Source organism: Burkholderia sp. PR2, assembly GCF_052372875.1.
Taxonomy (GTDB): domain Bacteria; phylum Pseudomonadota; class Gammaproteobacteria; order Burkholderiales; family Burkholderiaceae; genus Burkholderia; species Burkholderia diffusa.
The window spans coordinates 502,695-521,876 of sequence record NZ_JBQRWH010000002.1 but is presented as its reverse complement, the minus strand read 5'-3'; the positions used below and the strand labels follow the sequence as shown (position 1 = coordinate 521,876).

The 19,182-nt window shown below is 64.8% G+C and carries 16 protein-coding genes and 1 pseudogene; 11 read left to right on the top strand and 6 right to left on the bottom strand.

The window, feature by feature from the left end; all coding sequences use genetic code 11:
* Nucleotides 1–84 precede the first annotated feature (84 nt).
* From pdxA to ACT2FV_RS13995, 6 genes are all read right to left on the bottom strand, one after another.
* Nucleotides 85–1,110 (bottom strand): 4-hydroxythreonine-4-phosphate dehydrogenase PdxA, encoded by a 1,026-nt coding sequence (gene pdxA / locus ACT2FV_RS14020; protein WP_124629167.1) that lies wholly within the window; start codon nucleotides 1,108–1,110, stop codon nucleotides 85–87.
* Between the two features lie 11 nt (nucleotides 1,111–1,121).
* On the bottom strand, nucleotides 1,122–2,399 hold the full coding sequence (locus ACT2FV_RS14015; RefSeq protein WP_444504280.1) for a four-carbon acid sugar kinase family protein: 1,278 nt from the start codon (nucleotides 2,397–2,399) through the stop codon (nucleotides 1,122–1,124).
* Nucleotides 2,396–3,562: an iron-containing alcohol dehydrogenase gene (locus tag ACT2FV_RS14010; RefSeq protein ID WP_151047959.1), complete on the bottom strand. Its 1,167-nt coding sequence runs from the start codon at nucleotides 3,560–3,562 to the stop codon at nucleotides 2,396–2,398. The genes ACT2FV_RS14015 and ACT2FV_RS14010 overlap by 4 nt, the downstream gene beginning before the upstream one ends.
* A gap of 14 nt (nucleotides 3,563–3,576) precedes the next feature.
* The gene (dapA, locus tag ACT2FV_RS14005) at nucleotides 3,577–4,473 is read right to left on the bottom strand and encodes a 4-hydroxy-tetrahydrodipicolinate synthase (protein ID WP_124629173.1); all 897 of its coding nucleotides are present in this window, start codon (nucleotides 4,471–4,473) and stop codon (nucleotides 3,577–3,579) included.
* A 980-nt stretch (nucleotides 4,474–5,453) separates the two neighbouring features.
* Complete coding sequence (locus ACT2FV_RS14000) at nucleotides 5,454–6,473, bottom strand: IS110 family transposase (RefSeq protein ID WP_124557756.1); 1,020 nt, start codon at nucleotides 6,471–6,473, stop codon at nucleotides 5,454–5,456.
* 426 nt (nucleotides 6,474–6,899) lie between these two features.
* Nucleotides 6,900–8,153 carry a LysR family transcriptional regulator gene (locus ACT2FV_RS13995; RefSeq protein ID WP_444504121.1) on the bottom strand — a complete coding sequence of 418 codons (1,254 nt, stop codon included), beginning with the start codon at nucleotides 8,151–8,153 and terminating at the stop codon, nucleotides 6,900–6,902.
* Between the two features lie 480 nt (nucleotides 8,154–8,633).
* On the opposite strand from ACT2FV_RS13995, the gene ACT2FV_RS13990 reads away from it, so the two are divergent.
* The 11 genes and pseudogenes from ACT2FV_RS13990 to ACT2FV_RS13940 all read left to right on the top strand — a co-directional run bounded on the left by ACT2FV_RS13990 (nucleotide 8,634) and on the right by ACT2FV_RS13940 (nucleotide 18,903).
* Complete coding sequence (locus ACT2FV_RS13990) at nucleotides 8,634–9,155, top strand: hypothetical protein (RefSeq protein WP_124629177.1); 522 nt, start codon at nucleotides 8,634–8,636, stop codon at nucleotides 9,153–9,155.
* Between the two features lie 93 nt (nucleotides 9,156–9,248).
* A complete protein-coding gene (locus tag ACT2FV_RS13985; RefSeq protein ID WP_444504120.1) occupies nucleotides 9,249–10,553 on the top strand; it encodes a gallate dioxygenase in 1,305 nt (434 codons plus the stop codon).
* Nucleotides 10,554–10,678: 125 nt separating this feature from the next.
* Nucleotides 10,679–12,028: an MFS transporter gene (locus ACT2FV_RS13980; RefSeq protein WP_444504279.1), complete on the top strand. Its 1,350-nt coding sequence runs from the start codon at nucleotides 10,679–10,681 to the stop codon at nucleotides 12,026–12,028.
* Between the two features lie 72 nt (nucleotides 12,029–12,100).
* A complete protein-coding gene (locus ACT2FV_RS13975; protein ID WP_444504119.1) occupies nucleotides 12,101–13,126 on the top strand; it encodes an amidohydrolase family protein in 1,026 nt (341 codons plus the stop codon).
* Nucleotides 13,127–13,128: 2 nt separating this feature from the next.
* Nucleotides 13,129–13,812, top strand: a complete 684-nt coding sequence (ligK, locus tag ACT2FV_RS13970) for a 4-carboxy-4-hydroxy-2-oxoadipate aldolase/oxaloacetate decarboxylase (RefSeq protein ID WP_444504118.1) — start codon at nucleotides 13,129–13,131, stop codon at nucleotides 13,810–13,812.
* A 14-nt stretch (nucleotides 13,813–13,826) separates the two neighbouring features.
* Nucleotides 13,827–14,534 carry a substrate-binding domain-containing protein gene (locus ACT2FV_RS13965; protein WP_444504117.1) on the top strand — a complete coding sequence of 236 codons (708 nt, stop codon included), beginning with the start codon at nucleotides 13,827–13,829 and terminating at the stop codon, nucleotides 14,532–14,534.
* A 199-nt stretch (nucleotides 14,535–14,733) separates the two neighbouring features.
* Nucleotides 14,734–16,542, top strand: coding sequence for a tannase/feruloyl esterase family alpha/beta hydrolase (locus tag ACT2FV_RS13960; RefSeq protein WP_151047962.1), 1,809 nt, complete (start codon nucleotides 14,734–14,736; stop codon nucleotides 16,540–16,542).
* 108 nt (nucleotides 16,543–16,650) lie between these two features.
* Nucleotides 16,651–17,214 (top strand): annotated as a pseudogene (locus tag ACT2FV_RS13955) (porin); the annotation flags it as partial.
* A 253-nt stretch (nucleotides 17,215–17,467) separates the two neighbouring features.
* Nucleotides 17,468–17,938, top strand: coding sequence for a PRC-barrel domain-containing protein (locus ACT2FV_RS13950; protein WP_151047963.1), 471 nt, complete (start codon nucleotides 17,468–17,470; stop codon nucleotides 17,936–17,938).
* 139 nt (nucleotides 17,939–18,077) lie between these two features.
* On the top strand, nucleotides 18,078–18,251 hold the full coding sequence (locus tag ACT2FV_RS13945; RefSeq protein ID WP_012328521.1) for a CsbD family protein: 174 nt from the start codon (nucleotides 18,078–18,080) through the stop codon (nucleotides 18,249–18,251).
* A 481-nt stretch (nucleotides 18,252–18,732) separates the two neighbouring features.
* Complete coding sequence (locus ACT2FV_RS13940; protein WP_170296387.1) at nucleotides 18,733–18,903, top strand: hypothetical protein; 171 nt, start codon at nucleotides 18,733–18,735, stop codon at nucleotides 18,901–18,903.
* Nucleotides 18,904–19,182 lie beyond the last annotated feature (279 nt).

Below are 19,182 nucleotides of genomic sequence, written 5' to 3'. Positions count from 1 at the left end.
GATGTGTGTTCGGGTATCTCGGGCGATCCGGCATGTTCCTGCCGGTATCGCCCGTTGGCCGATGCGCGTCGTTGCGGGCGCTGCTTACGCGGCGCTTGCGACGGGCGACGGCTCGTTGCGTCGCGTCGCGAGGTCCACGGCCTGGCGGAAGGCTTCCAGCAGGCTGCGCTCGTCAGCGATGCCCTTGCCGGCGATGTCGAAGGCGGTGCCGTGGTCGACCGACGTGCGGATGACCGGCAGGCCGACCGTCACGTTCACGCCGGCTTCGAGGCCCATCACCTTCACGGGCCCGTGACCCTGGTCGTGATACATCGCGACGACCACGTCGAAATCACCGCGGCCCGCGCGGAAGAACAGCGTATCCGCCGGCAGCGGGCCCTCTACGTCCCAGCCGCGTGCCTGCAGGACCTGAACCGCGGGCACGATCTTCTCTTCCTCCTCGCCATAACCGAACAGGCCGTTCTCGCCGGCGTGGGGATTGATGCCGCATACGCCGATGCGGGGATTCGCGATACCGGCACGAACCAGCGTGTCGTGTGCACGCTCGATCGTGCGTTGCACGAGGCCCGGCTCGATCTTGCGAATCGCGTCGAGCAGGCCGATGTGCGTCGTCACGTGAATCACGCGGAGATTGGGCGCGACCAGCATCATCGACACTTCGTCGATGCCCGTCAGGTGCGCCAGCATTTCGGTGTGACCCGGGAAAATATGGCCGCCCGCATGCAACGCTTCCTTGTTGAGCGGTGCCGTGCAGATCGCGTCGAGCTCGCCGTTCGACGTCAGCTCCACGGTGCGCGCGATGTATTGATATGCGGCGTCTCCGGCGATCGCAGAAAGCTTGCCATAGGGCAGGTCGGCCGGAATCAGCGCCATGTCGATACAATCGACCACGCCCACGCGGAACGCGCCTTCGGACGGACGGCTGACGGCACACACCTCGAGGTCGACGCCCGTCCGGCGGCCGGCGTCCCGCAGGCGTGCTGCGTCGCCGATGACCACGGGGCGGCATTGCTCATACACGGAGGCGTGCGCAAGGCTCTTCATGATGATTTCCGGTCCGACGCCGGCTGCGTCGCCCATGGTGATACCGATGATGGGACGGTTGTCCATGGCAGTTTCCTTCACAAATTGGTTTGAGCTGTATTGGTCGTCTTGCCTTCATTCGCAAGCCGGTGCCACGCGTGATGGATCGACGCGGGCTGGCCGAAGCCGCCCGCCTTGGTCACGACGGGGAGTGTCTTTCCTTGCAGCCGGCATTCGAGGAGCGGCATGCCGTCCTCGATTTCGTCGACGACCCGCAAGGCGCTCGCGCCGGCTGCGGTGAGCAGCGCGCGCGCTGTTTCGCCGCCCGTCGCGATGATCCCGCCTGCGTGGCGCACGGCGGGCGCCAGCAACGCGGCAAGACGGTTGCAGAACAGCAGGCCGTCCTGCACATCACCGCGCTGCGTCTGGCTCAACGAGACCACCACATGCTGGCCGCGACGCAGGGCGTCGCATACGACAGTCGTCACGTCGTTGCGCGGGTCATCCAGCGCTGCGACAGCGACCTCGAGCGCTACAAGGCTGGCGCCGGCGTTGACCTTGAGGCACTCCAGCTGCGCATGCGAGATACTCGACATGCTGCCGACGACCGTGAGCACGGGACCTTGCGGATCCTCGCGATCGGCCGCCGGACCGGTCGTGCTTCGGGTTGGCGCCAGCGCTTCGATGACGGCGGGCGCCAGACCTGCCGAGCCCACCCAGAATACGTCGTCGAGCATGACCGATGCGCGGGCGATGCGTTGCAGATCATCGTCGGACTCCGCATCGCATACGACGGCTTGCGCGCCGTCGGTTTGCCACTGGCGCAGGTATGCCGCGAGCGTGTCCGGTTCGCCGCGCACCGCGCCGATTGTCGCGTATGCGACGCGCAGATCCTCGGCTGAAAGCAGCGCAACCAGGTCGGCCTTGCCAGGGATGTTTTCGTTGCGCCAGTATTCGCTCGCTTCGACCGGCACGCCGCGAACCCATTGGCGGCCGTCTCGCGTCGTGCGTCCGGATGCCGGGTAGGCGGGGCAGACGATCGCCATGCCGAGGACTGACGCCAGTGCGGCGACTTCAGCAGCGACATTGCCTCGCAACGTAGAATCCACCTTCTTGTAGACGCGCGTGCCTGCACGCGACAGCGACTCGACGGCGGCGACGTTGCGTCGGGCGGCCACGTCCTTCGATGCGCGGCGCGAGTCCACGTCGACCGACAGGATGTCGATACCGCTCATCGGCGCCGGCGCATGCTGCGCGTCGAGCACGACCATCGCCGTCAAACCGTGACGCAAGCCGGCCACCGCGCAATCGGCCGCGCCCGACAGGTCGTCGGCGACGATCAGCAGCCGCGGTGCGTCCTGTGTGACCGTGTTCATGGCAGCAGGCGACGGTAGATCGACTTCATGTCGTCGAGCGTCAGCGCCTTCGGATTGTTGCCGAGCAGGCGCTTGACCTTCGATGCCGCAATCGCCAGCGCGTCGAGATGTTCTTCCGACACGCCGAATTTGCGCAAGTCCTGGGGAATGTCGACGGCCGCCGTCCATTCCACCATCTTGTCGATCAGTTTGCGTGCTGCGACCGGGTCCGAATCCGTTGTCGCAGCCAGGTCGAGTGCGCGCGCAACGTTCGACAGCCGGCCTTCGATCGCATCGAGGTTGAAGGCCATCACGTGCGGCAGCAGCATCGCGTTCGCGACGCCGTGCGTGACGTTGAACATCCCGCCGAGCGGGTAGGCCAGCGCATGCACGGCGGCCGTGCCGGCGGCGGTGAGTGCGAGACCGCCGTACATCGACCCGAGCATCATCGCTTCGCGTGCCTTCAGCGATTGACCGTTTTCGTACGCCTCGACGATGTTCGCGCCGATCAGGCGCATCGACTCCATCGCGTACATGTCGCTGATCGGGTTCGCCTTCGTCGAGATGTACGATTCGAGCGCATGCACGAACGCGTCCATGCCGGTCGCGGCCGTGATCGGCTTCGGCAGGCCGAGCGTCAGTTCCGCATCGAGAATCACGATTTTCGGCAGCAGGTGACGACTGACGATTCCCACCTTCAACGATTCGTCCGGCAGCGTAACGATTGCGTTGGGCGTGACTTCGGAGCCGGTGCCGGCGGTCGTCGGCACCAGGATCATCGGCACGCCGGGGTGCTTGACGAGGTCGATGCCGAGCCAGTTGCGCAGCGGTTCGTCGTTGGTCAGCCGGACCGCGAACAGCTTCGCCGCATCGAGCACGCTGCCGCCGCCGATCGAGAGAATCGCCTGCGGCGCAAAAGGCTCGATCTGCTCCTTGTACACTGTCTCGACGTTGCCGATGGTCGGCTCCGGCTCGACGCCGCGAATGATGCGCACGTCGACGTCTTTCGCTTTGAGCGATTCGATCACGCGATCGGCGACACCCAGCGCTTCCATTGCGGGCTGCGTGATCAGCGCGATGCGCTCGACCGGCGTATCGAGCAACGACAGCTTGTCGGGGAGCGTGGCGAGGCTGCCGGCGCCGTGGACGATGTGCTTGACAGTCTGGAAGTGATAAGTCGTCATGCTGATGACCTGTTTCAGTGGCCGCGTGCGGCGTCGTGGTAAATGGAGAGCGCTTGCGCCAGTCGCTCGCGCGCACTGTCGTCAAGCGGTTGCGCGGGAGACCGCGCGGGCCCCGCGGGCATCCCGAGCATCTGCGCGGCGGTTTTAAGCACGACGGGCATCGTGCCCAGCGCGAACGCGTCGCGTAGCGCGCGCAGCGATTCCTGGGCGGCGCGCGCACCGGCGATGTCACCGGCCTGGAACTTGTTCCAGATCGACATGACCACGTGCGGGACGGCATTGGTCGTCGCGGCGACCGCACCGTCGCCACCCGCGATCAGCGTCCAGAGAATCATCGAGTCGGTGCCGGTGAAGACCGCGAAGTCGTCTCGCCGCAGGTTGATCAGCTGCAGCAAGCGATCGAAGTCGCCGCCGCTGTCCTTGATGCCGCGGATGTTCGAGATCTCCGACAGGCGGCGCACGGTATCGACCGTCAGCGTGATGCCCGCTTTCGCGGGGATCGTGTAGAGCATGACCGGCAGCTGCGTTGCTTCTGCGATCTTCTTGTAGTGCGCGTAGAGCTCGGGCTGCGTCGCGCCGTTGAAATACGGCGTGATCACCGATACGGCATCCACGCCGACCTCGGTCATCTTCCGGTTCAGGTCGATCACGTCACGCGTCGCGTAGGCGCCGGTGCCGGCGATGACGGGCACGCGCGAACGGGCCTGGCTGACCGTGATGCTCGCGATGCGCAGCTTCTCTGCTTCGCTCAGTGCGATGAATTCGCCGTTGGTACCGAGGACGAAGAGCCCGTGCACGCCCGACTCGATCAGTCGTTCGACCAGCGCGCGCAGACCCTCTTCATCGACGTTCTCGTCTGCCGTCATCGGCGTGATCAGCGCGGGAACGATCCCCTTGAACGACATTGACATGCTTGCTCCATCGAGGACGGGACGGCCCGTGGAATCGCCGTCTCCGGGGTTATGCCGGAATCAGTGGGGCCGAGCGCTGGCGGCAGAGACCGCGTCGCTGAGCACGCCATCCAATGCAATTCGTATGAGGGAACGCGTTGTCCGTCATGTTCTTCGATGGACTTGCGCGGTTCGATCAAAAATTTGCTTGATGTGTGCATTCTAGCGGATATCGTGATCGAATCAGTCAATGAAAACCCTTATATGATCGAATCGATCATTTTGGTCGTTTGCGGTAAGAAATGCGACAGACTTGGCTCCAGACCGCGCGTCGCACCCCGTTGCAATGAGTTGGGCCAGAAGAGCGGCCAGTGGCGGCGAAGGCCTGGACGCACAGCGCTTGACCTGCAGAGGAGTTTGATTCTCGTGAGCGCGAGGTATCTGATCGGAACGAGCAAATCGGCGATTCGCTTTGGTGCGTTTGAATGGCCCCGGGGGCGATGCCGCTGTCATCCGCAGTGGGTTGGTCAGTCCATGGCGAATGCTGACGATCCGAGAATAGCCCGTTGCATCGGTCTTGGAGCTGACCCTGTAATCCCGGACACAGCATCACACCAAGGATGCTGAACCCATCGCACGTCGGAACGCTCGTGGCGAACGATATTTCAACGCGCTCAGGGGAGGCTTCTCGTTGTAATGTATATGAACGCCTCCCTTTGCGAGAAGCTTTGCTTGAAATTCAGAACAAGACGGGCTGCAGCTGTATATCCGGCCTGATTGCAGCTCAAACCACTGCTGCGGGCCCCGATGAAATCCGCTGACTCGCACCTCATTGCTCAAACGAGCTCGGAGCTCACATTACAACCCAGGTTCAGCGAGTCCCGGTCCTACCTGTTCTGTCATATCAGCGAAGCGCCTGCGCAACCTGTTGATAGTACATGTACAGCACAATGAGTTTTTTGGCTGAGTTGCTGTTTACCGGCTCCGATGGGGGAGTATGTTCACGTCGGACGAACACTCCCATAGCTCTTTTCATAGGGCCGATCGTGTGCGAGGACAGCCCAGATGATTCGTGCAAGCTTGTTCGCCAGAGCGATAACTACCACGTTCGCTGGCCGTCGCTTCTTTAGCTGCTCGACCCAAGGACCCGGGTCTTTGGCATTTGCCAGTACGCAGCGCGCTCCGTGAGTTAAGAGCGTGCGTAAATAGCTGTCGCCCCTTTTGCTGATCCCAAACAGATTTACCTTTCCGCCCGATCCAGACTGTCGGGGAACGAGCCCTATAAACGCTGCAAACTCTCGCCCCGACCTAAACGACTTGGGATCAGCCATCGTGGCCACGGCCGCCGTGGCAGTAAGGAGGCCGACACCAGGAATTTCTGCGATGGCTGAACAGTTTCTGTCCTGCTTTAGCCAGACGCGAAGCCGTTGCTCAATCCTTGCGATCTGCTCATCCATTCGTGCGACTTCGCTCCATCTTTCACGCAACGTGTCGATCAGCATTTCCGGTAGACGTTCGGCGAGCCTTTGCAGGGTGCCTGGCATTTCTCTTTCGAGGGTCGCGCGGCTCCTGCCCATAACCTCTCCGTATTCGGTCATCAGACCGCGCAAAGCATTTATCTGCATCGTCCGCATCTTCACAAGCTGCTCGCGGACCCTATGCATGGCAAGCACTGCCTGCTGCGTTTCGGTTTTTACGGCAACCTGCTTGCCCGGCTGTTGGACAGCCAGCCAGATCGCTCGCGCGTCCGCCGCATCGCTCTTGTTGCCGATGTTGAATGCCTTCACGAATCTCGGTGAGAGCAGCCTGACCTGATGTCCCAGTTTTGTCAGTTCACGTGCCCAATGTTGCGCGCCACCGCATGCCTCCATTCCGATAAGGCAAGGGGGACGATTTGCGAAATACTGCAAAAAGCTTGCACGTTTGACCGTCTTGCTGACAGTGCGGCCCGTGGTTGCGTCCATGTGGTGCACCTGAATTACTGACTTCGCGATGTCAATCCCGACTGGCGTGAGCAGCATATCGACCTCCGACTTGTACCAAGACTCCTTGGCCGTCTAACTATAGGTCGGCACCGTCGTCTCGGCTTGGGTGGGAGGCGTTCATTTCATTGCTCGACGGCGATAGCCAGGTTGCGTGCCGCAGTCGTTCAGCGTCGTTCGCTTCGCCCCAACCGCAATTCGCTGTCGCGTGCCGATCCTGTCGTCGGGACGAGCGCGCCAGCAAGCTACGGAGCCTTGTCATCACAGCGTGATTGCCTGTTGAAACTCGGGTTCCGCGCAACGCGTGAGCGCGACTGCCGGCCCGGCGATGGCGCCGCAGGGAAGTTGATACTTTCCAGTGCGCGTCGCGCTTCGGCCAACAGCCGCACCGTATATCGACCGGATTGCGCGGCAACGCACGCGCCGGGCGCGATTCGAATCCGACGCGACAGCCATGCGCTTTCGTTATCGCTCAGCGGCCGTCGCGTGCGGCGTGCGTGCAACCTCGGTCGCCACCACTCGAAGCGCGTCAATCACTGCACGCGCAGCCGGTGTCGGCGGGCTGCCGGCGCGCGTCATCAGGCCGATGTCGCGGGTGGTTCCGTGCATCGGCACGTCGAGCACGGCGAGTAGTCCCGCTTCGCATTCATAGTGCAGCTGCTGCGCGGACAGCACCGCGAGCATGTCGGTGTGTCGCAGCAGGCCGCGAATCACCGCGAGGTCGGCGCTCTCGACCGTCGCCATCGGCGGCTTGAGCTTCATGCGCCGGAACAGCGATTCGAACAGGCCGCGCGCGGGCGAATGGCTGCGCGGCAGGATCCATTGCGCACCGGCGAGGCTCGCAAGCGCGAGGTTGCGCACGCCGGCGAGCGGGTGATCGTGACGCGCAAGGACGACAAGGTTCTCGGACATCAGCCGTTCGCTGTCGAGGTCGCTCGCCGGATCGCTCGCGCGCAGCGCGCCGAGGATGAAGTCGATGTCGCCCGCGCGCACGCCGGCGACGAGCGCCTCGTATGCGCTTTCGTCGGTGATCACGCGCACCTTCGGAAATCGCGTGACGACGCGCGCGACCGCTTCGGGCAGCATCAGGGTGCGGCCGAGCGGCAGCGCACCGACGGTCACGGCACCCTGGATGCTGCCGTGCAGCGCGGCGACGTCGTCGGCGATGTGCCGCAGTTCGTTCAGCGCGCGCCGCACGTGCAGCAGGAACGTCTCGCCGTCGGCCGTCAGCAGCAGGCCGCGCGGATGTCGATGGAACAGCGCGAAGCCCGCGCCGCTCTCGAGAATCCGGATCGCGCTGCTGACGGCCGGTTGCGTGACGCCGAGCACACGCGCGGCGCTCGGCATGTGCCGGTGCCGCGCGAGCGTCGAGAACAGCTGGAGCCGCCGCGTGTTGAGCAGGTACGCGGGCAGGCCGCCGTCGGCCGACGCGCGGCGGCGCGACTGGCGCAGCGCACACCAGTTCGCGAGCGCACCGAGTTCGGCGATCACGCGCTCGCCGCGCTTGAGCACCGCACGCCCGACCGGCGTCGTGAGCATTCCGGACGGCTTGCGATCGAACAGCGCTTCGCCGACCACTGTTTCGAGTTCCCGCACCGCGCGCGTGACGGCCGACTGCGCGCGAAACAGCGTCGCGGCGGCCCGGCTTACGCTGCCCGTTTCGGCAACGCGCTGCACCGCGTACAAGCAGGCGAGGTTCGGAAGTTCGGTGTTGTCCATGGGCGTTCGGGCGGTGTGCGTCGCGGCGGCAGCCGCGCGCACGACATGCTTGTATCCGGGCGGCCTGCGCCGGCGGCGCAGCTGGTTGAACGACTTTACCGGAACGGTGGCGGCAGAGCTTGCGTCGTGCTTATCGACCCATCTGTTTTATTTATCGGCAATGAATCACCTAGTGACCGGTTGCGGCTCGCGGGCCGCCGAACGCTGACGCGCTAGCGCCATATCCGGCGGGCTTCCGGGCGGTCGGCGAGGTGCTTCGCATCCCGGTTGAAAGCCTGCCAGATATGCAGATTCGCCAAAAAATCAGGGTTTACCCTGACTGTCTGGCCTGGCCGCCGACTGAGTAATTTCGATCCCGGGGACCGCAAGCACACGGTTGCCGGCGCATCGGGCCGCCATCTGATTCATTGTTCGCCCGATCCGATCACGAAAGGGGCTTGCGCGCGGCGCGGCACCTGCAACCACGAGCGAGGCAGCGCAATGGGACGACAGCACATCATCGGAGCAGGCGGATCGACGGACGCATCGGCGGGCAGCACGCCGCTTTCCGATACGGTACGCGCGGGCATTCGCGGCGGCTTCGCGGGCGCGGTGCTGATCTGGGTCTACGAGGCGCTCGTGTGGGTCGGCGCGCAGCATCTGATGCCGCTCGCCGGTATCCCGCGCAACGCGACGGGGCTCGTGTTCGGCAAGGCCGCACAGGACGCGCTCGGCATTGGCGCGTACTTCATTGGCACCGCGATCCATTTCGCCTTCGCGCTGTCGTGGGGCATCGTGTTCGCGGCGATCTGGCCGTGGTTTCGCCGGCGCGGCTTCGAGGCGACGTTCGTCGCGCTGTTCTTCGCGATCGTCGCGTGGATCGTGATGCACGCGCTGATCATGATCGCGTCGAGCAATCATCCGAACTATTTCGACCCGAACGTGATCATCGGCGGGTTCATGTCGCATTTCGTGTTCGCCGTTCCGCTCGCGCTGGTCGTGAAGCGCAGCCTTGCGCCGTAGCCGCACCGGCGCGCAGCGAGCGAACGCACACTCATTCAGTCAGTAACGAACGGCGCGGCCTGACCGCGTCGGAGCATACGAAGGAGCATTGGCATGGCACGGATTATCGGAGGCATTGCGGCCTCCCACACGCCCACGATCGGGTTCGCGTTCGACAAGAACAAGCACGACGATCCGGTCTGGGCGCCGATCTTCGAAAACTTCGCGCCGCTGGCCGCGTGGCTCGCCGACAAGCGTCCCGACGTGCTGCTGTTCATCTACAACGACCATGTGACGTCGTTCTTCTTCGATCACTATTCGGCGTTCTCGCTCGGCGTCGGGCCGCAGTGGCATCCAGCGGACGAAGGCGGCGGCGCGCGCGACCTGCCGCCGGTCGCCGGCCACCCGGCGCTCGCCGCGCATATCGGCCAGTCGCTGATGGCCGACGAGTTCGACATGTCGTTCTTCCAGAACAAGCCGCTCGACCATGGCTGCTTCTCGCCGCTGTCGGTGCTGTGTCCGCACCGGCCCGACTGGCCGGTGCAACTGGTGCCGCTGCAGATGGGCGTGCTGCAGCTGCCGGTGCCGTCCGCGCGCCGCTTCTACCGGCTTGGCCAGGCGCTGCGCCGCGCGATCGAAAGCTATCCGGAGGACCTGCGCGTCGCGATCGTCGCGACCGGCGGACTGTCGCATCAGGTGCATGGCGAACGTTCGGGCTTCAACAATCCCGAATGGGACGCACGTTTTCTCGATCTGCTCGAGCGCGACCCGGAGCGCCTGGCCGGCATGCCGCTCGGCGAATATGCGACGCTCGGCGGCTTCGAAGGCACCGAGGTCGTGATGTGGCTCACGATGCGCGGCGCGTTGCCGGCGGGCGTAGTGTGCCGCCACCGCAGTTACTACCTGCCGTCGATGACGGGGATCGCAACGGCCGTCTACGAGCCGGCGGACACTGAAGTCGACGAGGCGGTGGCAGAGCGTCACCGGCAACGGATCGCGGCCGAACTCGCCGGCGTCGAGCAACTGCCGGGCACCTATCCGTTCACGATCGAGCGAGCCGTCCGCGCGTACCGGATCAACGACTATCTGCACCGGATGATCGAGCCCGCCCATCGCGCGCAGTTCCTGAGCGATCCCGAAGCGAGCTTCGCGGCCGCGGACCTCAGCACGGAGGAGCGCGACCTGATCCGCCGGCGCGACTGGCTCGGCCTGCAGCGCTACGGCGTGATCTTCTTCCTGCTGGAAAAGCTCGGCGCGGTGACGGGCGTATCGAACCTGCATATCTATGCGGCGATGCGAGGCGAATCGCTGGAGGACTTCCAACGCACGCGCAACGCGCCGGGCGCGCTGTACTCGGTAGCCGGAAAGAGCGCCGGGCCGCTCGGCTGGGACGGCGCGGACCAGCCGGGCAACACGTAACGAAGACGAAGGCGCACGCGGGATCGCGGCGCCTGCGCGACTGGAACGCTGGAAGTGAAACAGTTCATATAAATAGGATGACGAATCGATCAGTCGATCGTCGCAAAGGAGACAGGAGAGTCATGATGACAAGTGGAAAGACAATCGACATCAAGTCGTTCATCGACAAGCAGCCGGTGTCGCGCTACCAGTGGCTGCTGGTCGTGCTGTGCTGCCTTGTCGTGATCGCCGACGGGATGGACGTCGCGATCATGGGGTTCGTCGCACCGTCGGTGATTCGCGACTGGGCGATCTCACGTCCCGAATTCGGGCTCGTGATGAGCGCGGCGCCGATCGGGCTCGTGATCGGCGCGCTGCTGGCCGGCCCGAGCGCCGACCGGTTCGGGCGCAAGCGTGTGCTGATCGCGTCGGTGTTCCTGTTCGGCGTGTTCACCATCGTGACCGCGCACGCGCACTCGCCGTTCGAGATGGCGGTGCTGCGGCTGCTCACGGGCATCGGCCTGGGCGCGGCGATGCCGAACACGACGACGCTGCTGTCCGAGTACGCGCCGCAGCGGATGCGGGCGCTGATGATCACCGTGATGTTTACAGGCTTCAACCTCGGCTCGGCGCTGATCGGCTTCGTCGCCGGCTGGCTGATTCCGCTGCACGGCTGGCGAGCGGTGCTGCTGTTCGGCGGCGCGCTGCCGCTGCTGCTGATTCCGCTGCAGCTGTGGCTGTTGCCTGAGTCGGCGCGGCTCCTGGCCGTGCGCGGTGCGCCGTCGCAACGCGTCGGCGCGCTGCTGAACCGCGTGTGCGGTGCCCGGTTCACCGGCAACGAGACGTTCGTGTCGAACGAGCCGCCGCTGCCGACGCGCAAGCCGATCGGCGTTCTGTTCTCGCAAGGCTATGGCCGCGTGACGCTGTCGCTGTGGATCACGTACTTCATGGGGCTGCTGGTGATCTACCTGCTGACCGGCTGGCTGCCGACGCTGATCAAGGATGCCGGGTTATCCGTCAGCACGGCCGCGAACGTGACCGCGATGTTCCAGATCGGCGGCACGATCGGCGCGATCGGCGTGGGCTGGCTGATGGATCGCGTGCGGCCGGCGCCGGTGATCGGCGCCGCGTATCTCGCCGGCGGGCTGTGCGTGGCCGTGCTCGCCTGGGCCGGTGCGTTGTCGTCGTCGCTCGCGCTCCTGGTGTTCGCGGCCGGCTTCTGCATGAGCGGCGCGCAGACCGGGCTGAATGCGTATGCGCCGGGCCGCTATCCGACCGTGGCACGCGCAACCGGCGTGAGCTGGATGCTCGGGATGGGCCGCTTCGGCAGCATCTTCGGCTCGGCGATCGGCGGTGCGCTGCTCGGCTTCGGCTGGAAGTTCGACGCGATCCTGTCGATGCTCGCGGTGCCGGCCACGCTGGCGGCCATCGCGATCATGACGACGCAGCGTGCGGCCGTGCCCGGACCGCATGAACTCGAAAATCCGGCGCACTGACGCACGTCGCACACCGCCGTCCGGCGCGGCCGGTGCATGGTGCCGGACACCTCATCAAATGCAGGAGCATCAATGATCATCGATATTCACGGCCACTACACCACCGCGCCGAAGGCGCTGGAAGCGTGGCGCAATCGCCAGATCGCGGCGCTCGGCAGTCCGTCGGAGCAACCGAAGGCGGCCGAGCTGAACATCCGCGACGACGAACTTCGCGAATCGATCGAACACAACCAGTTGCGGCTGATGCGCGAGCGCGGCCTCGACCTGACGATCTTCAGCCCGCGCGCGAGCTTCATGGCGCATCACATCGGCGACTTCGCGGTGTCGAGCACGTGGGCGGCCGTGTGCAACGAGCTGTGCCATCGCATCCATCGACTGTTTCCCGATCACTTCGTGCCGGCCGCGATGCTGCCGCAAAGCCCGGGCGTCGATGTCGCGACCTGCATTCCGGAGTTTGTCCGCTGCGTCGAGGAATACGGCAACGTCGCGATCAACCTGAATCCGGATCCGTCCGGCGGCCACTGGACGAGCCCGCCGTTGTCGGACCGCTACTGGTACCCGATCTACGAGAAGATGGTCGAGTACGACGTTCCCGCGATGCTCCACGTGAGCACGAGCTGCAACGCGTGCTTCCACACGACGGGCGCGCACTACCTGAACGCCGACACCACGGCGTTCATGCAGTGCCTGACCTCCGACCTCTTCCGCGATTTCCCGACGCTGCGTTTCGTGATCCCGCACGGCGGCGGCGCGGTGCCGTATCACTGGGGGCGGTTCCGCGGGCTCGCGCAGGAGCTGAAGAAACCGCTGTTGAAGGACCATCTGCTGAACAACGTGTTCTTCGACACGTGCGTGTATCACCAGCCCGGCATCGACCTGCTGACCGGCGTGATTCCGGTCGACAACATCCTGTTCGCGAGCGAGATGATCGGCGCGGTGCGCGGCATCGACCCGGAAACCGGTCACTACTACGACGACACGAAGCGCTACATCGACGCATCCTCGCTCGATGCGCAAGCGCGTCACAAGATCTACGAGGGCAATGCGCGGCGCGTGTATCCGCGCCTCGATGCGCAACTGAAAGCGAAGGGGCTTTGATCATGACTGAACTCGGTGTGGTGTACCGCACGATCCAGCGTGCGGACAAGGATGTGGCGGCTCGGCTCGGCGCGCTCGGCTCGGCGACGGTGCACGAGGCAATGGGCCGCACGGGGCTGCTGAAGCCGTACATGCGGCCGATCTACCCGCGTGCGCAGGCGTCCGGCACCGCCGTCACGGTGCTGCTGCATCCGGGCGACAACTGGATGATGCATGTGGCGGCCGAACAGATCCGGCCGGGCGATGTGGTCGTTGCGGCGATCACCGCGGATTGTACCGACGGCTATTTCGGCGACCTGCTCGCGACCAGCTTCAGGGCGCGCGGCGCGAATGCGTTGATCATCGATGCCGGCGTGCGCGATGTCGCGGTGCTCGAGGCGATGCAGTTCCCGGTCTGGAGCAAGGCGATTTCGGCGAAAGGCACGATCAAGGCAACGCTCGGTTCGGTCAACGTGCCGGTCGTGTGTGCAGGCGCGCTCGTCCATCCCGGCGACGTGATCGTCGCGGACGACGACGGCGTGGCCGTGGTGCCGGCCGCGCGCGCGGCGCAAGTGCTCGAGAAGGCGGCGGCGCGAGAGGCGAACGAAGCGGCGAAGCGCGCGAAGCTCGCGTCCGGCGTGCTTGGCCTCGACATGTACGACATGCGCGAGCCGCTGCGTCAGGCCGGCTTGCGCTATATCGACTGATGCAGGTGGACGCGATGATGCAGACGCCGGAAGCAGCGGTGACGGTCACGGGCATTTCGTCGATGGCGACGCGGCCATTGCTCGCGCGGCTTGCCGCCGCTTACGAGCGCGACACGGGCACGAGCATCGCGATCACGTCGGTCGGTGGCGTCGACGCTGCGCGGCGCGTGCGAGACGGTGAACCATTTGATGTCGTCGTGCTCGCGTCCGAAGCGATCGAGCGGCTCGCGGCGGACGGTCACGTCGAGCCGGGCAGCCGCGTGGATGTCGCGCGCTCTGGCATCGCGGTCGCGGTGGCGACTGGCGCGCGGCGGCCGGAGATCGGTACCGAGACGGCGTTGCGCGATGCGATCCTGGGCGCCGGCCGGATCGGCTATTCGACGGGGCCGAGCGGCACGCACCTGACTCGCCTGTTCGCCCGCTGGGGCATCGCCGACGCGATCGCGGCGCGTATCGTACAGACCCCGCCCGGCGTGCCGGTCGGCGCGTTGATCGCATCCGGCGACGTAGAGCTGGGCTTTCAGCAGTTGAGCGAGCTGATGGACGTGCCGGGCGTCGCAATCGTCGGCGCGTTGCCCGACGCCGTGCAGGCCGTGACGGTGTTCGCCGCCGCGGTCTCTGCCGTCGCGCGCGATCGCGTGGCCGCGGCGCGGTTCCTCGCGTATCTTGCGTCGCCGCAAGTCGCGCACATGAAGCGCGAACATGGGATGGAGCCCGCATAAAGCCGATGCGACCGGATCGATAAACGAATCGGATGGGATTCACCGTTCTTCGCAACGGGTTCCCGAGATGAGATTAGTCATACTGATGAAGTGGTGAGCGGCGATCCGGATTGCGCGATTCATCGAAGAATCGATACAACGTCGCCGCTTCGTCCGTTTCGGGCGAGCGGCATATCCAGAAGAAAGACAGGAGACAGGCATGCAGATGAACTGCAGGGCAGGGTGGACGGTGCGCGCATGGTATCGCGCGGCACGCGTGAGGCGCGATGCGCTGACCAGGGTGCTGGCAATCGGCATCGTGTGGCTGTGTGCGGCGCTGACGGGCTGGCCCAATGCGGCGAACGCGGCGAGCACCGCCGGACTCGCGAATCTTCCCGCGGTGATGCCCGCGATGTCGTGCCCGTCGGTCGCGGCGCTCGACCTGAGCGGCGTGACCGACGGTACCGTCACGATCACGTCGGCGGTGCTGCTGCCGGCCGGCACGGTGGTCGGTAACAACACGCTGCCGGCGCCCGTGTGCGACGTGAAGGGCACGATCGGCCCGGGCGCGTCGCTGTTCGAACTGCAGCTGCCTACGCAGGGCTGGACGCAGCGTTACCTGCAGACGGGCTGTGGCGGCCTGTGCGGCAACCTGTCCGTCAATGCGCCGATGGCATCGACGTGCGTGCCTGTGACGAACGGCACGATCGCGATGGCCGCGACCGACATGGGCCACGAAGGCGGCAACGACGGTTCGTGGGCGCTCGACCCGAAGGCGAAGCTCGATTTCGCGTATCGCGCCGAACACGCAACGGCGCAGGTCGCGAAGGCGATCATTGGCAAGTTCTATGCACGGCCCGCGCGCTACGCGTACTTCGACGGCTGCTCGGACGGCGGACGCGAAGCGCTGATGGAGGCGCAGCGCTTCCCCGACGACTTCGACGGCATCGCCGCCGGTGCACCCGCAAACGACCTGCTCGTGCAGAACACGTTCCACCATGCATGGCCGAACGCGGTGAACACCGACCCGAAGACGGGCAACGCGATCCTGCTCGCCGGCAAGCTGCCGATGCTGCACGCGGCCGTGCTGAAGGCGTGCGACGGGCTGGACGGCGTGGTCGACGGCGTGATCGACAACCCGCGCGCGTGTCACTTCGATCCCGCGACGATCGTCTGCGCGCAAGGCCAATCCACTGCGACCTGCCTGATGCCGCAGGAAGCCGACGTCGTCCGCCGGATTCACGACGGCGCGACGACCCCGGACGGCACGCGGCTCGAGCCGCTCGTCTCGCGCGAATGGGGCTCGGAGCTGAACTGGACCCTCTTCGTCCCGGCGTCAGCAACCGCACAGAGCGGCACGATCGGCTTCGTGCTGCCGTTCCTGCGCTATCTCGACTACTACAACGCGTCGTATCCGTCCGCGGCGATCGGCGACCTGAAGTTCACGCTCGACGGCTTCGCGAAGATGGTGCCGGTATCGAACTACCTTGCCGCGACCGATCCCGACCTGAGCCGCTTTGCCGGGCACGGCGGCAAGCTGCTGCTGTGGCACGGGCTGGAAGACCAGCATATCTCGCCGCGTTCGAGCATCGAGTACTACGAAGCGATGAAGCGCTACATGGGCGACGCGAGAGTCGACCGCTTCGCGCGCTTCTACCTGTTCCCAGGCGTCGCGCACTGCGGCGGCGGGCAGGGGCCGAACGTGTTCGACATCCTGTCGCCGCTGATGGCATGGACCGAGACGGGCGCGACGCCGGGCAGGATCGTCGCATCGATCGTTGACGCGAACGGCAACACGACCCGCACGCGTCCGGTGTTCCCGTATCCGGCCACCGCGCGCTACACGGGCAGCGGCAGCACCGACGATGCGGCGAACTTCGTGGCCGATGCGCCGAGGGCCGACCCGTTCGTCGACCTGCACTGGGCCGGCGAATGGCTGTACTCGCCGGGTTACGAGGCGCAATGTCAGGTCCAGGATTCGCAACTCGTCTGCAAGGGCGGTAACGGCTGGCATGCGTATCGTCCGTGACCTGACGACGGTGTGCCACGACCACAACAACTCGCGCATTCAACAAGGCAAGGAAGGAGACAGATCGAAGAAGAAGCAGCATCACGGGGCGCGCTGACCGCCATCGCGATGGCGGCGGCCGCACCGGCGTTTGCGCAGAGCAGCGTCACGCTGTACGGGATCGTCGACAACGGGATCGGCTACCAGAGCAACGCGACGACGCTAGGCTCGACGATCGGCGGCAAATCGGTGGTGAGGATGAACCAGGGCGTGTGGGCCGGCAGCCGTTTTGGCTTGAAGGGGGCCGAGGATCTCGGCGGAGGCACGAAGGCGATCTTCACGCTCGAATCGGGCTTCAACTCGGGCACCGGCGCGACGCAGTACACCGATGCGATGTTCGGGCGGCAGGCGTGGGTCGGGTTGACCAATGCGACCTACGGCACACTGACTGCAGGGCGGCAATAAGCGTCGTATTACCAGACGATGTCCGCGTTCAGCCCGACGACGTGGATCACCGGCTACTACGGCGCGCACCCGGGCGACGTCGACGGGCTCGACACGACCTATCGCGCGAACAACACGCTCGAATACACGTCGCCGAAATGGTACGGGCTGACGCTGAGCGGCTCGTATTCGTTCGGCGGCGTGGCCGGCAGCACCAATGCCGGCTCGACGTGGGCGACCGGCATCCGATCGTTCATTCTCGAGGCCCGGTACGGCGCCGTACCGACTTCGTATCCCGGCACCGCGCATCGTTGCAACTCGCTCTCCCTTTACGATGCACCGGGCGCTCAGCGTGAGCGGCAGGTGCGCAACGGGTAGGGCGGCCAGAGGCGACGCCTGTCCGGCACGTAACCGTTCATATCGCGTGACCGGTGTGTGCCGTCCATCACGGCGAGCCGGCGATCCGCTCCGGCGTACCGCGAAATGAAACCAGGAGGGAATCATGACGATACTAGACCCGACCCATCGGCCATCGACCAGCGATACGGGTGCGGCGATTGTCGGCAGCGGGGCCGGCGACGGGCCCGGCCCCAACGTGATGGAAGCCGATACGCTCAAGGGAAACAAGCTCTTCACGTCCGACCGGCTGGAGATCGGGAAGATTTCAGACATCATGCTGGACGTACGCAGCGGCCGGGTTGCCTATGCCGTGCTGTCAAGCGGGGGCTTTCTCGGCATCGGCGGCAAACTTTACGCCATTCCGTGGAGTGCGCTGACCCTGGACACGGACGAAAAATGCTTCCGGCTCGACGTTACCGCGGACCACGTGAAAAATGCCCCCGCGTTCGACAAGGACCATTGGCCGTCGATGGCGGATGAGCAGTGGGGTTCGTCGCTTCACAAGTTCTACAATCGGCAGCCGTACTGGTCAGCGACCCCAGACGTCGCCACGAATCGTCCGCCCACACATTAAAACGCCCTCGCCAGCCGGTAAAAATATGGATATCTGATGATTTTTATCGAATACCGATTCACCGGTCGGACGGTGTCATCACCTGACGGCAACAGATAGCAGCAGCATCCACAGATCAGTTACGTATTGGAGCTTTACCATGAACAAGGATCAAGTCAAGGGAACTGCGGAGAAGGTCAAAGGTAAGGTGAATGAGGTCATTGGCCGTGCCACGCACAACACGAAACAGGAAGTCAAAGGCGATCTCCAGCAAGCAGCCGGCCAGGCGCGCAAGAATCTTGGCGACGCCAAGGAAGCTGTCAAAAAAGCCTGATTGGACACATAGGCTTCACGAGGGGGGCTATTCCCCTCTCGTACGGTGCTTCCGCATCGTGCCAACCTCACTGCGGCTACTACCGTACAGACATCCGCTATCGGATGCGAGAACGTCGAGTTGCGTCCTTCGCGCATCGGGTTCCCGGCCCCCGTCGCGAGGCGCGCCTTCGAACCGATAACCGGCTCAATCGCGCAAGTCTTTGCTGCGGAAAAACGTCGGGTATCGCTGGAAGCTTCGCCCGCGTGGCTCCGTGGCCCACAATCCGCGCAGCAGATCAGGTCGGCGTCTAACTTGAGGGGAGTTGCCATGTACAACATTGTCTGGCTCGTTGGAGCCGTGGTCATCGTTCTGTTCGTCCTCGGCTACTTGGGATTGAGATAGGGCATCTCGTTTACGTGCTCGTCACGCGATGGCTGGTCAACGACCGCGATCAAAACGATCCAGGTCGCGACAGCCATCGTTTATCGCAGGAAGCAAAATGAAGACGCTCAAGATCATCGGCTATGCGGGACTCGTGGCCGTCGCGATCATGCTGCTCGTCGCAATGTGCGCGATCCTGGAGGACGGCATGATTTCTCACGATGCGCAGCGACCGGGACTGACCGGCAACACGCTTTCCATCCCCGAATCGCCGAATCACTTCGGTTAAGTCGCCCGCTACCGGCTGACCGTTCCCGACTTGTCTTGAGTGACCCCGGCATGCGGAGGGTGCAGGCGCATACGCCATTGTCGATGTCCGCATGGATCGAAAATCGGCATGCCGTTTTCAATCGATGCTTGAGACCAAGACAGCGTCGCAACAGGCAATCTGTGACCGCATCCCACGATGCGACCGCATCACTGCCGTTCCCGCATGGGTACGGCAGCGTACCGACTCCCGGGCTGCTCGCGCATAGGGTAGGTTGAGTTGACTGGTACGCATGCCACG

Coding starts and splice junctions, on each gene's coding strand:
- ACT2FV_RS13945 (WP_012328521.1), top strand. CDS start 18,078: ATGAACAAGGATCAAGTCAAGGGAACTGCGGAGAAGGTCAAAGGTAAG.
- ACT2FV_RS13960 (WP_151047962.1), top strand. CDS start 14,734: ATGCAGATGAACTGCAGGGCAGGGTGGACGGTGCGCGCATGGTATCGC.
- ACT2FV_RS13985 (WP_444504120.1), top strand. CDS start 9,249: ATGGCACGGATTATCGGAGGCATTGCGGCCTCCCACACGCCCACGATC.
- ACT2FV_RS13995 (WP_444504121.1), bottom strand. CDS start 8,153: ATGGACAACACCGAACTTCCGAACCTCGCCTGCTTGTACGCGGTGCAG.
- ACT2FV_RS14010 (WP_151047959.1), bottom strand. CDS start 3,562: ATGACGACTTATCACTTCCAGACTGTCAAGCACATCGTCCACGGCGCC.
- ACT2FV_RS13950 (WP_151047963.1), top strand. CDS start 17,468: ATGACGATACTAGACCCGACCCATCGGCCATCGACCAGCGATACGGGT.
- ACT2FV_RS14015 (WP_444504280.1), bottom strand. CDS start 2,399: ATGAACACGGTCACACAGGACGCACCGCGGCTGCTGATCGTCGCCGAC.
- ACT2FV_RS13990 (WP_124629177.1), top strand. CDS start 8,634: ATGGGACGACAGCACATCATCGGAGCAGGCGGATCGACGGACGCATCG.
- ligK (WP_444504118.1), top strand. CDS start 13,129: ATGACTGAACTCGGTGTGGTGTACCGCACGATCCAGCGTGCGGACAAG.
- ACT2FV_RS13965 (WP_444504117.1), top strand. CDS start 13,827: ATGATGCAGACGCCGGAAGCAGCGGTGACGGTCACGGGCATTTCGTCG.
- ACT2FV_RS13975 (WP_444504119.1), top strand. CDS start 12,101: ATGATCATCGATATTCACGGCCACTACACCACCGCGCCGAAGGCGCTG.
- dapA (WP_124629173.1), bottom strand. CDS start 4,473: ATGTCAATGTCGTTCAAGGGGATCGTTCCCGCGCTGATCACGCCGATG.
- pdxA (WP_124629167.1), bottom strand. CDS start 1,110: ATGGACAACCGTCCCATCATCGGTATCACCATGGGCGACGCAGCCGGC.
- ACT2FV_RS13980 (WP_444504279.1), top strand. CDS start 10,679: ATGACAAGTGGAAAGACAATCGACATCAAGTCGTTCATCGACAAGCAG.
- ACT2FV_RS14000 (WP_124557756.1), bottom strand. CDS start 6,473: ATGCTGCTCACGCCAGTCGGGATTGACATCGCGAAGTCAGTAATTCAG.
- ACT2FV_RS13940 (WP_170296387.1), top strand. CDS start 18,733: ATGAAGACGCTCAAGATCATCGGCTATGCGGGACTCGTGGCCGTCGCG.